Source organism: Acidisoma cellulosilyticum (assembly GCF_020621385.1).
Classification (GTDB): Bacteria; Pseudomonadota; Alphaproteobacteria; order Acetobacterales; family Acetobacteraceae; genus Acidisoma; species Acidisoma cellulosilyticum.
The window spans coordinates 30,221-43,937 of the sequence record NZ_JAESVA010000003.1 but is presented as its reverse complement, the minus strand read 5'-3'; the positions used below and the strand labels follow the sequence as shown (position 1 = coordinate 43,937).

14 protein-coding genes are annotated in these 13,717 nt (G+C 63.5%); 7 read left to right on the top strand and 7 right to left on the bottom strand.

The genetic code is table 11. The features are described from left to right. Positions 1-96 precede the first annotated feature (96 nt). The 5 genes from ACELLULO517_RS08890 (at position 97) to mctP (ending at position 6,224) form a co-directional block, all read left to right on the top strand. Entirely contained in the window at positions 97-1,032 is a 936-nt protein-coding gene (locus ACELLULO517_RS08890; protein ID WP_227306984.1) for a crotonase/enoyl-CoA hydratase family protein, read from the top strand. A 108-nt stretch (positions 1,033-1,140) separates the two neighbouring features. Next, on the top strand, positions 1,141-2,994 hold the full coding sequence (locus ACELLULO517_RS08885) for a M3 family oligoendopeptidase (RefSeq protein ID WP_406566251.1): 1,854 nt from the start codon (positions 1,141-1,143) through the stop codon (positions 2,992-2,994). 5 nt (positions 2,995-2,999) lie between these two features. Next, positions 3,000-4,358 (top strand): ABC1 kinase family protein, encoded by a 1,359-nt coding sequence (locus tag ACELLULO517_RS08880; RefSeq protein ID WP_227306983.1) that lies wholly within the window; start codon positions 3,000-3,002, stop codon positions 4,356-4,358. Between the two features lie 85 nt (positions 4,359-4,443). Further along, positions 4,444-4,668, top strand: coding sequence for a DUF3311 domain-containing protein (locus tag ACELLULO517_RS08875; protein WP_227306982.1), 225 nt, complete (start codon positions 4,444-4,446; stop codon positions 4,666-4,668). Next, positions 4,668-6,224: a monocarboxylate uptake permease MctP gene (mctP, locus tag ACELLULO517_RS08870; RefSeq protein ID WP_227306981.1), complete on the top strand. Its 1,557-nt coding sequence runs from the start codon at positions 4,668-4,670 to the stop codon at positions 6,222-6,224. The genes ACELLULO517_RS08875 and mctP overlap by 1 nt, the downstream gene beginning before the upstream one ends. A 9-nt stretch (positions 6,225-6,233) precedes the next feature. On the opposite strand, the gene ACELLULO517_RS08865 is transcribed toward mctP, so the two are convergent. Further along, positions 6,234-6,458 (bottom strand): hypothetical protein, encoded by a 225-nt coding sequence (locus ACELLULO517_RS08865; protein WP_227306980.1) that lies wholly within the window; start codon positions 6,456-6,458, stop codon positions 6,234-6,236. Positions 6,459-6,599: 141 nt separating this feature from the next. On the opposite strand from ACELLULO517_RS08865, the gene ACELLULO517_RS08860 reads away from it, so the two are divergent. Together ACELLULO517_RS08860 and ACELLULO517_RS08855 are read left to right on the top strand one after the other, a co-directional pair. Further along, entirely contained in the window at positions 6,600-7,460 is an 861-nt protein-coding gene (locus ACELLULO517_RS08860) for a TIGR01459 family HAD-type hydrolase (protein ID WP_227306979.1), read from the top strand. An 81-nt stretch (positions 7,461-7,541) separates the two neighbouring features. Continuing rightward, entirely contained in the window at positions 7,542-7,739 is a 198-nt protein-coding gene (locus ACELLULO517_RS08855) for a hypothetical protein (RefSeq protein WP_227306978.1), read from the top strand. A gap of 13 nt (positions 7,740-7,752) precedes the next feature. On the opposite strand, the gene ACELLULO517_RS08850 is transcribed toward ACELLULO517_RS08855, so the two are convergent. From ACELLULO517_RS08850 to ACELLULO517_RS08825, 6 genes are all read right to left on the bottom strand, one after another. Further along, a complete protein-coding gene (locus ACELLULO517_RS08850; protein WP_227306977.1) occupies positions 7,753-8,490 on the bottom strand; it encodes a hypothetical protein in 738 nt (245 codons plus the stop codon). A 15-nt stretch (positions 8,491-8,505) separates the two neighbouring features. Next, positions 8,506-9,075: a hypothetical protein gene (locus ACELLULO517_RS08845; protein WP_227306975.1), complete on the bottom strand. Its 570-nt coding sequence runs from the start codon at positions 9,073-9,075 to the stop codon at positions 8,506-8,508. A gap of 150 nt (positions 9,076-9,225) precedes the next feature. Beyond that, complete coding sequence (gene ppk2 / locus ACELLULO517_RS08840; RefSeq protein WP_227306974.1) at positions 9,226-10,149, bottom strand: polyphosphate kinase 2; 924 nt, start codon at positions 10,147-10,149, stop codon at positions 9,226-9,228. A gap of 163 nt (positions 10,150-10,312) precedes the next feature. Further along, positions 10,313-11,332: a ketol-acid reductoisomerase gene (gene ilvC / locus ACELLULO517_RS08835; protein ID WP_227306973.1), complete on the bottom strand. Its 1,020-nt coding sequence runs from the start codon at positions 11,330-11,332 to the stop codon at positions 10,313-10,315. A 60-nt stretch (positions 11,333-11,392) separates the two neighbouring features. Beyond that, positions 11,393-11,911, bottom strand: coding sequence for an acetolactate synthase small subunit (ilvN, locus tag ACELLULO517_RS08830; RefSeq protein ID WP_227306972.1), 519 nt, complete (start codon positions 11,909-11,911; stop codon positions 11,393-11,395). After that, positions 11,911-13,707 carry an acetolactate synthase 3 large subunit gene (locus tag ACELLULO517_RS08825; protein ID WP_227306968.1) on the bottom strand — a complete coding sequence of 599 codons (1,797 nt, stop codon included), beginning with the start codon at positions 13,705-13,707 and terminating at the stop codon, positions 11,911-11,913. The genes ilvN and ACELLULO517_RS08825 overlap by 1 nt, the downstream gene beginning before the upstream one ends. Between the last annotated feature and the right edge of the window lie 10 nt (positions 13,708-13,717).

The window sequence follows — 13,717 nt, the reverse complement described above, 5'->3', positions numbered from 1 at the left end:
CGTAAAACCTGTGAAAAATAGAGCGTCCGACGAGAATTGGGATGGTCCCGATCGATCGGGCGGCGCGGCCTGCTCGCGCGCTCACAGGAGTTCACTATGACCTTTGTCAATCCATCACTCGGTCTTGTCACGTCGCCTGCTGAAATGTCGGCGTCCGTCGCGGCCGAGGCCTTGTCCGCTTTGACCGCAAGCTACTATCCCACCATTCAGCTGGAACTTGATTCCGCAGCGAAGGCGCTTTTTTGCTATATGCGCCCCGAAGGACGTCCGAGCTATACGCCGGAATTGTTGCGCGACTTGGGTCGTATGCAGAATGATATTGCTCTAGCCACGGCTGTTGGCGAACCCTTTCGCTATTTCGTCGTGGGATCGCGCGTCGCCGGCACGTTCAATCTTGGCGGTGATCTCGATCTCTTCGGTGCCAAGATCCGCGCCGGAGACAAAGCGGCGCTTCGTGCCTATGCGCATGCTTGCGTCGACGTCGTCTATCATAATGCCATCGGCTATGGGCAGCGCGTGACGACCGTCGCTCTGGTCCAAGGTGCGGCTCTGGGTGGCGGGTTCGAGGCGGCTTTGTCCTGCCACCATATCGTCGCCGAACGCAGCGCGACCTTTGGTCTGCCCGAAGTGCTCTTTAACCTCTTCCCGGGGATGGGCGCCTATTCTTTGCTGTCCCGCCGGCTGGATGCGGTCCGCGCCGAGCGGATCATCCTGAGCGGCAAGGTCTATTCGGCGGCCGAACTCTACGAGATGGGTCTGGTCGATATGCTGGTGGAGGACGGCGAGGGAGAGGTCGCGGTGCGCGAATACCTCGCCAGGCTGGACCGTCGCTTCAACGCCCATCAGGCCGTGCTGCAGGCGCGCCACCGCGTCCATGCCCTGACGCGCGAGGAACTGATCGACGTCGTCGATGTCTGGGTCGACGCGGCGATGAAGCTCGATGACGCCGACCTGCGTCGGATGGGACGGCTGGTGCGCGCACAGACCCGCCGGCATGGCAGCGGCGCAGAGACACGTCTTGCCGCCGAATGAAAGGGCGGGACCATAGGGGCGTCGGGGTGGGTGAGGTCTGGGCATCGGATTTTGAGCCGCCCGAGCCTTGCCCTAGACTGCTATGGGATAGACGGGAGATCAATCGCTATGGTTCGACGTGAGATGGTCTGCATGCCGGACGGCCCCGCCTCTGGCGGTGCTCCGGTTCAGGGGCCGCTTCTGCCGGCCTGGGACCTGGCGGACCTCTATGATGGTGTGGACAGCCCCGCTCTGCTTCGCGATTTGGAGGAGAGCAAAAGCCGCGCCGCTGCTTTTCGGGCTGCCCATGCGGGCAAGCTCGACGGGCTTTCAGCGGTGGCTCTGGCGGGCGTGCTGCAGCAATATGAGGCGATCGAGGAGGTGCTGGGCCGGATCATGTCCTATGCCCAGCTTCTGTTCAGCAGCGACAGCTCGGACGCCAAGATCAGCCGTTTCTACCAGTCGATGAGCGAAAAGGTGACGGAGATCTCGACCGATCTCCTCTTCTTTACCCTCGAACTCAACTGCCTGGATGAGCAGGCGCTGACCGCCAAAATGGCGGAGCCTGCGCTGGGCGCGTGGAAATCCTGGCTTGATGATCTGCGCATCTTCAAGCCGCACCAGCTGTCCGACGACATCGAGCAGCTATTGCACGAAAAGGAGGTGACGGGCGCCAGCGCCTGGAGCCGCCTGTTCGATGAGACCATGGCCGGTCTGCGCGTCTCTGTCGCGGATGAGAGCCTGACCGTCAGCGATGCGCTGAACCGGCTCTCCGACCGTGATCGGGAGACGCGCAAGGCTGCCGCCGGCGGGATCAGCGAGACCTTTGCCGAGAATATCCGGCTCTTTTCGCTCATCACCAATACCTTGGCCAAGGATAAGGAGACGATCGACCGTTGGCGCCATTATCCGACGCCGGCGAGCTACCGCAATCGCTCCAATATGGTGGAAGACGAGGTCGTCGACGCGCTGGTCTCGGCGGTGACCGCCAATTACGGCCCCCTCTCGCACCGTTATTACAGCCTGAAAGCCGATTGGCTGGGGCTGCCCAAGTTGCAGCATTGGGACCGCAATGCGCCCCTGCCGGCGGACAGCGACCAGAAAATCACCTGGGCCGATGCGCAGAGCCGCGTTCTCTCGGCCTATGGCGCCTTCAGTCCGGTCTTGGCCGAAGTCGGCCAGCGTTTCTTCGACCGGCCCTGGATCGATGCCGGGCTGCGTCCGGGCAAGTCCGGCGGCGCCTTCGCGCATCCGACCGTGCCCTCCGCTCATCCTTATATCTTGATGAACTACCACGGCCGCACGCGCGACGTGATGACGCTCGCCCATGAACTCGGCCATGGCGTGCATCAGGTCCTGGCCGGCGAGGCGCAGGGCTATCTTCGCTCCGGCACGCCGCTGACGCTGGCTGAGACGGCAAGTGTGTTCGGTGAGATGCTGACCTTCCGCGCCATTCTGGACGCCGAGACCGATCCCGCCCGCCGCCGCATCATGCTGGCCTCCAAGGTTGAGGACATGCTCAACACGGTGGTACGCCAGATCGCCTTCTATCAGTTCGAGACGAAGGTCCATGCCGAGCGTCGCGGCGGCGAATTGCTGCCGGAGCGGCTGGGCGAAATCTGGATGGATGTGCAGACCGCCAGCCTTGGTCCGGCATTTGAGTTCACACCCGATTATGCCGCCTACTGGGCTTACATTCCGCACTTCATTCATTCGCCCTTCTATGTCTATGCCTATGCTTTCGGCGATTGTCTGGTGAATGCGCTTTATGCGGAATTCGCGGCCGGCCATCCGCGCTTTCAGGAAAAATACCTGGATATGCTGCGGGCCGGCGGCACCAAGCGGCACAAGGAATTGCTGGCACCCTTCGGGCTGAATGCGGCTGACCCGGCCTTCTGGACAAGGGGACTCGACGTGCTGGCCGGCTTTATCGATGAGCTGGAAGCGGCCGGAACACCCGCCGCTTCCGGCCAGGGGGCCTAAGACGCATGGCGGATAAAGGGCGCGACGAAGCCAGTTTTTTCGGCAGCGTGCGGCGCTTTGCCCGCACCTCCGGGGCGGTCGGCGGCATCGCCGCCCGGGTCGCGGGGGAGCGTGTCTTTGGCTTCAAGACGGACCGCGCCGCCCATGCCGAGGATCTGCGTCAGGTTCTGGGCGGGCTGAAAGGCCCGCTCATGAAGGTGGCGCAGATTTTGACCACGATCCCTGACGCTCTGCCGCCGGAATATGCGGCAGAACTGTCGGAATTGCAGGCGAATGCGCCGTCGATGGGCTGGCCCTTCGTTCGCCGCCGCATGGCGGGCGAACTCGGGCCCGAGTGGCAATCCCGTTTCCAAAGCTTCAGCCAGGAGGCGGCGGCCGCGGCCAGTCTGGGACAGGTCCACAAGGCCGTGCTGCCTGACGGGCAGACGGTCGCCTGCAAGCTGCAATATCCGGATATGCCGAGCACGGTGGAAGCCGACCTGCGCCAGCTCAAGATCGCCATGGCGATCTATCATCGCATGGACAACGCCATCCAGCATGATGAGATCTACAAGGAATTGTCCGAGCGGCTGCGGGAAGAGCTGGACTATGAGCGTGAAGCCGCCCAGATGCGGCTCTATCAGGCGATGCTGGCCAATGTTCCGGACGTGCATGTGCCGACGCCGATTGCCGCGCTGACCACGGACCGCCTCCTCACCATGACCTGGCTGGACGGCAGTGCCCTGCAGCGTTGGCTGGATACGGAGCCGCCGCTGGAAGCGCGCAATCGTGTGGCGGAGGCCTTGTTCCGGGCCTGGTATGTGCCTTTCTACCGCTACGGCGTGATCCACGGCGACCCGCATCTCGGCAATTACCAGATGCGGCCGGACGGCGGCGTCAATCTGCTCGATTTCGGCGCCATCCGTGTCTTTCCGCCGAGCTTCGTGCGGGGCGTGATCGATCTCTTCGAAGCCGTGCGCGACGGCGATGACGGCAGAGCGGCCGAGGCCTATCGCAATTGGGGCTTCGCGGATGTCACGCCGGAAATGGCCTCCGTTCTCAACGGTTGGGCTCGTTTTCTGTATGAGCCACTGCTGGATGACCGGGTTCGCCGGATTCAGGACACGCCGGACGGTCAGTTCGGTCGCTCCGTCGCGGAGGAGGTCCATTCGGGTCTCAAGAGCATCGGCGGGGTACGTCCGCCGCGCGAATTCGTGTTGATGGACCGCTCGGCCGTGGGCCTGGGCAGCGTCTTCCTGCGTCTGAAGGCGGAGCTGAACTGGAGCCACCTTTATAAGGAGGTCACGGCGGGGTTCGATATCGACGCGCTCGCCGAGCGTCAGGCAGCGGCCCTGGCGGCGGCCGGGGTGCCGCCAACCAAGTAACGCTTGGTATTCAAGCAATTGCCCGAGAGATGACGGATTGGTAGGGAAGGACAGCGCCCGAAACGGGGTGTAACCGGAGGACGTCATGCCCCAACCCGCCCGCCGACGCGCCAGTCTTTGGCGCGTCCTTCTGATCCTGCCCATCCTCGCCGTGGTGGCGGTCGGCTGTTTCAACCGCGCTGGCCCCAGCCTGTGGGGATTTCCGTTCTTCTACTGGTACCAGATGCTGTGGGTCATCCTGTGCTCGGTCATCGTCGGTTTTGTCTTCCTCATTGAGGGAAAAGCGGCCGATGCGGGAGATGACGCGTAATGACGCCCCTTGCTCTGCAACCTGTCGCACTCGCGGTTTTCCTGGCCCTTTTCGTCTTTGTCACCGTGCTCGGCTTCCTGGCGGCGCGATGGCGGCGTGGCGATCTGGATACGCTGCATGAATGGGGTCTGGGCGGCCGGCGCTTCGGCACCTGGATTTCCTGGTTCCTGCTCGGCGGCGATCTCTATACGGCCTATACATTCGTGGCCGTGCCGGCACTGGTCTTCGGCGCGGGTGCGGTTGGGTTCTTCGCCGTGCCCTATACGATCATCATCTATCCGATCCTGTTCGCCTTTTTTCCGCGCCTGTGGCGGGTCTGCAAACGCCACGGTTATCTGACGGCGCCGGAATTCGTTCGCGGCCGGTTCGAAAGCCGCTCGCTGTCGGTCGCGCTCGCACTTACCGGCATTCTGGCAACCATGCCCTATATCGCGCTGCAATTGGTCGGCATGCAGGTGGTGCTCGCCGCACTCGGCCTTCAGGGCAGCGGCATCTGGGCCGATATGCCGCTTTTCATCGCCTTCGTGGTGCTGGCGGCTTTCACCTATACCAGCGGTCTGCGGGCGCCAGCGATCATCGCGGTGGTCAAGGATCTGCTGATCTATGCGACCGTGATTGCCGCCGCGATCGTCATCCCGATGCATCTCGGCGGTTGGAGCAAGATCTTCGCAGCCGTGCCGGCGGCGAAGCTGACCCTGCCAGTGCCGGGGCCGCATAGCCTTGGCAGCTACGGCGCCTATGCCACGCTCGCCTTGGGCTCGGCGCTCGCGCTGTTTCTGTATCCGCATTCCATGACGGGCATCCTGGCGGCCAGCAGCGGGCGCGTGATCAAACGTAATGCCGCCTTGCTGCCGGCCTATTCCCTCGTGCTCGGCCTGCTGGCACTGCTCGGCTTCATGGCGATCGCCTATGGCGTCGCGAAGAACCCAGCCTATGCTGCCGGCTTCGCGCAGTACAAGGGCAATTTCGCGGTGCCGGCGCTGATCCTGTCAGCCTTTCCGTCCTGGTTCGCGGGCATCGCTTTCGCGGCCATCGCCATCGGCGCTCTGGTGCCGGCCTCGATCATGTCCATCGCGACCGCCAATATCTTCACGCGCGACATCTACAAGGCTTTCATCAAGCCGCATGCCACGGACGCCCAGGAATCCGGCATGGCCAAGTTGGTATCGCTGATCGTAAAACTCGGCGCGCTCGCCTTCATCGTCATTCTGCCGGCGACGACGGCGATTCAGTTTCAGCTGCTCGGCGGAATCTGGATCATTCAAACCCTGCCGGCGGTCATGCTCGGCCTGTCAAAGCTTCGCCTGCGACCGGCCGCGCTGCTGACGGGCTGGGCGGCCGGCATGGTCATCGGCACGGCGATGGCGGCATCGACCGCCTTCAAATCGGCGATCTTTCCGCTGCATCTGCCCGGTGGTTTTTTGGCACCCGGCTATGCCGCGCTCTATGCGCTGATCGCCAATCTGGCGATCAGTTTGGTGCTGTCCTGGATATTGAACGCGTTCAGATCCGAAGCGGCGGCGCGGAATGATCCCGCCGCGCGCTTCGAATTCTGAACGGCATTTTTAGCCGCTGTTGCCACCGCCGCCGCCCGGCGCGGTGGGGGAGGCGCCGGTGCTATTCGTCCCCGGAACGGTGCCCGTCACCGGATTGATCGGCGCCGATGTGGCGGGCGAAGCAACCGGGGAGGTGGGTGCCGGTTCCTTTGCCGTCGTGCCCATGTCGGCACAGCCGGCCAACCCGACCAGTGCGCCCGCGACCGGCAGAACCAGGAATAATTTTCTGACCATCATTGCCTCTCCATCGGTTATTCGAAGGTCGGCAGGTGAGGGTGAACCGTCTCGGGTTCAACATCGGGCTCGGCCACGTTCACGTGACGCTGCGGTGCCGAAGACTTGCCACCGTTTCTCGGTCGTCGGACAAGCGGTGTCATGATCCAGCCGCCTTTGCTTCCTGCCTTCGACGCCGTTTTCGCTGACGCCGATGCCTTCCTGCTCGACCAGTTCGGCACCATCCATGATGGGGAGCGGCCTTATCCCGGCGCTGTGGCGGCCATGCTGCGCGCGCGGGCGGCGGGTAAGCGCATTCTCATCCTGTCGAATTCCGGCAAGCGGGCTGCACCCAATAAAGCAAGGCTGGCACAGCTCGGCTTCCCGGCGGAGAGCTATGACGGCTTTCTGACCTCGGGCGAGGTCGTCTGGCAGATGCTGGCGGCCCGACGCCTGCCGGCCTTGCAGCGCGTCCGTCGCGTGCTCGTCCTCTCCCGTGGCGAGGATAAGGCCGCCTTGGCGGGGCTCGATCTCGAACGGACCGAGGACCCTCAGCGAGCCGATCTTGTCATTCTGCTCGGCAGCGAGGCTGATCGTATCGGTCTCGCTGCCTATCGCGCCCGGTTGGCAGAGCCGGCGCGGCGGGGTGTTCCTTGCCTCTGCGGCAATCCCGATCGTCTGATGGTCCTGGGCGACGGGTCCCTGGCGCCCGCACCCGGCCAGATTGCCGAAATCTATGCTGAGATGGGCGGCTCCGTGGTCTGGGTCGGCAAGCCGCATGCTGCCCTGTACGAGGCTGCTTTCGCGGAATTGCGGGCGATTCTGGGGCGCAATTTTGCGCCTGACCGGATCTGGGCGGTCGGCGACAGTCTGGAACACGATATTGCCGGCGCAGCCGCCCTTGGCTGCCGCTCCATCCTCGTCACCACCGGCATTCTCGGTGGCAGCACGCCCGCGGATATCGCGGACGAAATGACGCGATGGCAGACGCAGCCCGATGCGATCCTGCCCATTTTTGCGTGAGCGGGCTCTTTCACTCGTTACCGAAACCTTTACGGGCCTCCGCGCGTGCCTAGGTAAACCTGATCATTCCGGAGATGAGAGATGCGCAATTGGCTCGCGATCCTGGCCGGGCTTGGTGTGATGGCCAGTCTGTCCGCCTGCTATTATCCGCCGCCGGGTGGTTATTACCATCGGCCGCCTCCGCCGGTTGCCTACCGGCCCCCGCCGCCGGCTTATCGGCCGCCCCCGCCTCCGGGCTATCGCCCGCCGCCACCGCCACCCCGGCCGGTCTATCCGTAAAAGGCCCGGCGCCTCAGCGCCGGAAAGCGGCGGCGAGAGCGGCGTCCAGCGGCAAGGGCAAATGTGGCGCGAGCGATGCTGGGTCGAAGGGCTGCACGCCGCTGCCTGGTTGATTGAGCAATAGACTGCGAACCTGTCGCTGCGGCGCGAACCAGACGCTCATCAGCGGTGACGCCCAGGGCCAAGTGTCGCGCGACAGGATTGCGACCTCGGTTTTGGGCGGAAACGGGATGAGCCCGGTCGCGCGCCGCAATTCGGCATGCAAAGCAGCGCGATAGCGCGCCCAGTCCAGATCCGCCCGCGCATTGCCGATCATGACGGTCAGGGTCAGCAGGACAGCGATCCAGCTGACGTAGCGCGGCATTGCTCTATTCTTTCGCGGCAAGTGTTGCGTGATCAGAAACCAGGCGAAGACGACTGCCGCGATCAGGCAGGCATTGCCGCGCGCGGCAAAAGCGCTGGCCGGGGTCGCGGGCAGTATCGCGGCCGCAATCGCCAATCCCGCGAACAGAACGGTCGCCATGACGCCGGCCCAGAACCGTCGGTGTGCCGGCAAAAGCCCGAAGGGCAGAAGCAGAAAGGCCAGCAGGCCGGCTAAGGCTGGGATATTGGCGCCGCCGTCCGGCATCCAGAGCCAATCCAGACCGACCAGGCCCTGCACAAAACTGGCGCGATTGGTGGGCACGCGGGGATGCAGGATGTCATTGACCGCCTGGATGCTTCCGGCAATCAACAGGAGTGCCGCGATCATCAAGATCGCCCGCCCTTACCCACGCGTCTGACGTGCCCTTTGCCAGCTTGCGCAGGCAAGCAGCGGGCCGAGGAAGGCGGTCGACTCATATAGTCTGAGACAGCCGATGGACAGCAGCAGAATCAGACCCAATCGGGCCGGGGACAAGGGGGCGACCGCAACCATCAGGAGGAGCAGACAACAATAGGCGGCCGCAAAAGGCCCGTCAGCGACGCTGGCAAAGGCAGAACTCATGCTGCCGGCCAGAAAAACGAATAAGGGAATGAGGGCGAGGTGGCGCTGCGATCGGGGCAGGATCAGGACAGCGCTTCCTGTCAGCAGCAGCGGCATCAGCGTGCTGGACAGGCTGAACAACAGAGCCACGGCCTGCGGCCTTGTCGCCCCCAACCGCATGCCGAGCACAACCGGGGCCTGCACCAGGATTTGCGCCGTCAGGCGCGAGGGTTCGATGATGACGAAGCCTCGCGCCAGCCAAAGATGGGCGGCGTAGAAAGCGCCATCGGCAAAAAGACCGCGCAGCGCCAGCCCAGCCCAGATTTGGGTGAGGAACAGCAGGGCAAGTGCCGCGATGAGGATAAGTGACACCCTATCCGCGGCACCGGCCGACAAGCGGCGCGGGCCGGATGCTTCACGCTTCGTGAGGAAAGCCGCGCCACCATCCATTTAAATACGATATCGGAATGTATGGTGGCGCGCCAGTCAAAGTCCGGGCGTTGGTGGGGACTTTCTACCCCGTCAGTAGATGCCGGGCACATACATGTCGGACGGCACCGGACCACGGATGTAATCCGGGTTGCGGACGCGCTCGGGCAGAATGACCGGCTGATGCTCGACCTCGCCATAGGGGATCTGGCTCAGCAGATGATGGATGCAGTTCAGGCGGGCGCGCTTCTTGTCCACGCCTTCCACCACCCACCAGGGCGCCTCGGGGATATGCGTATGCTCCAGCATCGCTTCCTTGGCCTTGGTATATTGTTCCCAGCGGCTGCGGGATTCCAGATCCATCGGGCTCAGCTTCCACTGTTTCAACGGATCGTTGATGCGCATCTGGAAGCGCATATGCTGCTCGTCATCGGTGATCGAAAACCAGTATTTGATCAGGATGATACCGGAGCGGACCAGCATCCGCTCGAATTCCGGAACGTCGCGGAAAAAGGCATCGACATCGGCGTCCGTGCAGAAACCCATGACGCGCTCGACGCCGGCGCGGTTGTACCAGCTGCGGTCGAACAGCACGATCTCGCCGGCCGCCGGCAGGTGGGAGACGTAGCGCTGGAAATACCATTGCGTCCGCTCGCGCTCATTCGGCGCGGGCAGGGCCGCGACGCGGCAGACGCGCGGGTTGAGGCGCTGGGTGATGCGCTTGATGGCGCCGCCCTTGCCGGCCGAATCACGCCCCTCGAACAGCACGACGACTTTCAGCTTTTGCTGCTGGACCCAGCTCTGCAGCTTCACCAACTCGCCCTGCAGGCGGAACAGCTCGTGAAAATAGAAGTGACGGTCGATGCCGCCGTCTGCGGTCTCGTCGCCACCGTCCTTGACCAGCCGATGCAGACGGCCGTCATCAAGTTCCATCTCCAGCTCTTCGTCGAAGCTGTCCATGAATTCGGCGCGGACGCTCTCCAACAGGGCCTTGTGGTCGGCTTCGTCAATGCTCATCGCGCTGTCACCCTATCCCGTCTCTGTCCCGGCATGGGACGCACCACAGCATAAATGCAGGATGGAGCGGTGAATAATGACGATCAGGCGGCAAATGAAAACGGCCAACCGCCCGGAAGGGCGGATGGCCGTTGGTATCAACCCGTTTGAAGGGGCGTAGAATTTAGTTCTTGGTCTTGTCGACCAGGGCGTTCTTGCTGATCCAGGGCATCATGCCGCGCAGCTTCTCGCCCACTTCCTCGATCTGGTGTTCGGCCAGACGGCGGCGGGTCGCCTTGAAGCTCGACTGATTGACCTTGTTCTCCAGCATCCAGTCGCGCGCGAAGCGGCCGGACTGGATATCGGCCAGCACGCGCTTCATCTCGGCCTTGGTCTCGGCGGTAATGATGCGCGGGCCGGTGACATATTCGCCGTACTCGGCCGTGTTGCTGATCGAGTAGTTCATATTGGCGATGCCGCCCTCATAGATGAGGTCGACGATCAGCTTCACTTCATGCAAGCACTCGAAATAGGCCATTTCCGGGGCATAGCCGGCTTCCACCAGCGTCTCGAACCCGGCCTTGATCAGCTCGACCAGACCGCCGCAGAGCACGACTTGCTCGCCGAACAGATCGGTCTCGCATTCTTCCTTGAAGGTCGTCTCGATGATGCCGGCGCGGCCGCCACCAACGGCGGAGGCATAGGACAAAGCGATGTCCATGGCATTGCCGGACTTGTCCTGCGCCACGGCCACGAGGCAGGGAACGCCGCCGCCCTTCTGATACTCGCCGCGCACGGTATGGCCGGGGCCCTTCGGCGCGATCATGAAGACATCGATGTCAGCGCGCGGGTCGAGCAGGTTGAAATGCACGTTCAGGCCATGGGCGAAGGCAAGGGCGGCGCCTTCCTTCATATTGGCGTGCAGCTTCTCGCGATACAGATCGCCCTGGCCCTCGTCCGGGGTCAGAACCATCACGACATCGGCCCATTTGGCCGCGTCGGCCGGGTCCATGACCTTGAAGCCGGCGGCTTCGGCCTTGGCGACGCCCGTGGAACCGGCGCGCAGGCCGATCGCCATCTCGCGCACGCCGCTGTCCTTAAGGTTCAGCGCATGGGCATGGCCCTGGCTGCCAAAGCCGATGATCGCGACCTTCTTGCCTTTGATCAGGTTCACGTCGGCGTCGCGATCGTAATAAACGCGCATCTTCACTCGTCTCCCATTGAATTCAGTCTGGCCCACGGCCTGACGGCCAGGGCCGTCGTTTTAGATAATCGTCCGCGTCCCGCGTGCGATCGCAGCGACACCGCTGCGGGAAATCTCGGTCGTCCCGAGCGGCCGCATGAGATCGATGAAGGCATCGATCTTTTCACTGGCCCCGGTCAGCTCGAAGACGAAGCTTTCGATCGTCGTATCGACGATCTTCGCCCGGAATGCGTCGGCAATCCGCAGCGCCTCCACGCGCGGTTCGCCGCGCGCGATGACCTTGATGAGCCCTAGCTCGCGGGCGACATGCGGCCCATCCGCGCTGAGATCGGCGATCTTGTGGATCGGCACCAGACGGCCGAGTTGGGCTTTGATCTGCTCGATGACCAGATCGGTGCCGCGCGTCACCACCGTAATGCGGCTGCGCGACAGATCGGCGTCGACCGGCGCCACCGTCAGGCTGTCGATATTATAGCCGCGGCCCGAAAACAGGCCGATGACGCGGGCGAGCACGCCCGCCTCATTATCCACCAGCACGGAAATGGTCGCTGTGCGCTGACCGTTCGTCGTATCGCTCATTACACAAGCACCATGCCGGCGTTCGTCACTTCCGTATTGTTGTGGTGGCGGTCGGGCCCCAGCAGCATTTCGTTATGGGCAGCGCCCGAGGGGATCATCGGATAGACGTTCTCGCCCTGGTCGACCGCGATATCGGCGATCACCGCGCGGTCGCATTTCAGCATTTCCAGGATGACGCGGTCGAGATCGTCCACCGAGGTCGCGCGCATGCCGACGCCGTGGAAGCTCTCGGCGAGCTTGACGAAATCGGGCAGGGCCTCGCTGTAGCTTTCGGAATAGCGGCTGCCGTGCAGCAATTCCTGCCACTGCCGGACCATGCCCATATACTGGTTGTTCAGGATGAAGACCTTCACCGGCAGGCGATACTGCGCCAGCGTGCCCATTTCCTGAATATTCATCAGGATCGAGGCTTCGCCCGCGATATCGATCACCAGCGCGTCGGGCTTCGCCACCTGCACGCCCATGGCGGCCGGCAGGCCATAGCCCATGGTGCCCAGGCCGCCGCTCGTCATCCAGTGGTTCGGGCGCTCGAAACCGAAATGCTGGGCCGCCCACATCTGATGCTGGCCGACTTCGGTCGTGATGAAGGTCTCACGGCCGCTCTGGCGCGTCAGTTCGAACAACCGGCGGACGGCATGCTGCGGCTTGATGATGGAACCCGGCGCATCCGGCTGCACGAAGGCGAGGCTGCGCTTTTCGCGCCAGCTGTCGATCTGGCGCCACCAGGCCGTGATGCTGGCGCGATCCGGCTGCGCGTTCAGGCTGCGGATACGCTCCAGCAGGGCGCGCAGAATAAGGCCGGCGTCACCCAGGATAGGGACATCGACCGTCACCACCTTGTTGATGTTGGAGGCGTCGATATCGGCGTGGATCTTCTTGGAATGCGGGCTGAAGGCATTCAGCCGTCCCGTCACGCGGTCATCGAAACGCGCGCCGATATTGATCATCACGTCGCAGCCGTGCATCGCCATGTTGGCTTCGTACGTGCCGTGCATGCCCAGCATACCGAGGAAATGCGGATCGCTGGCCGGCAGCGCGCCCAGGCCCATCAGCGTATTCGTGCAAGGAATGCCGGTCTCCGCCACCAACTCGCGCAGCAGGGCCGAGGCTTCCGGCCCGGCATTGATGATGCCGCCGCCGGTATAAAGGATCGGGCGGCGCGAATGCTGGATCAGCGCCACGGCGCGATCGATCTGCGCGGCGTCGGGCTCGGTCTGCGGACGATAGCTGCGATGCGGCTCGCGCGTCGCCTCAACATAAGGGGCCGGCTTGATCAGGATATCCTTCGGCAGATCGATCACCACCGGGCCCGGACGGCCGCTGCGGGCGACATAGAAGGCTTCATGCACGACGCGGGCGAGGTCTTCCGAGCGCTTCACCAGGTAATTGTGCTTGGTCGCCGGCCGCGTGATGCCGACGGTATCGGCCTCCTGAAACGCGTCATTGCCGATCAGATGCGTCGGCACCTGGCCGGTCAGGCAGACGAGGGGGATGGAATCCATCAGCGCGTCGACCAGACCGGTCACGGCATTGGTCGCACCCGGACCGCTCGTCACCAGCACGCAGCCCACTTTGCCGGTGCTGCGGGCATAGCCTTCAGCCGCATGCACTGCCGCCTGCTCATGGCGGACCAGGATGTGACGAATGGCATTCTGCTGGAACAGGGCATCGTAAATCGGCAATACTGCGCCGCCGGGATAGCCGAAAATAACCTCTACGCCCTGCTCCTTAAGCGCGCGAAGAAGCACCTGGGCGCCCGCGGCAGGAGTTTCGGCGTGGTTCATTTCGGCATTCATGGCGGTTCCC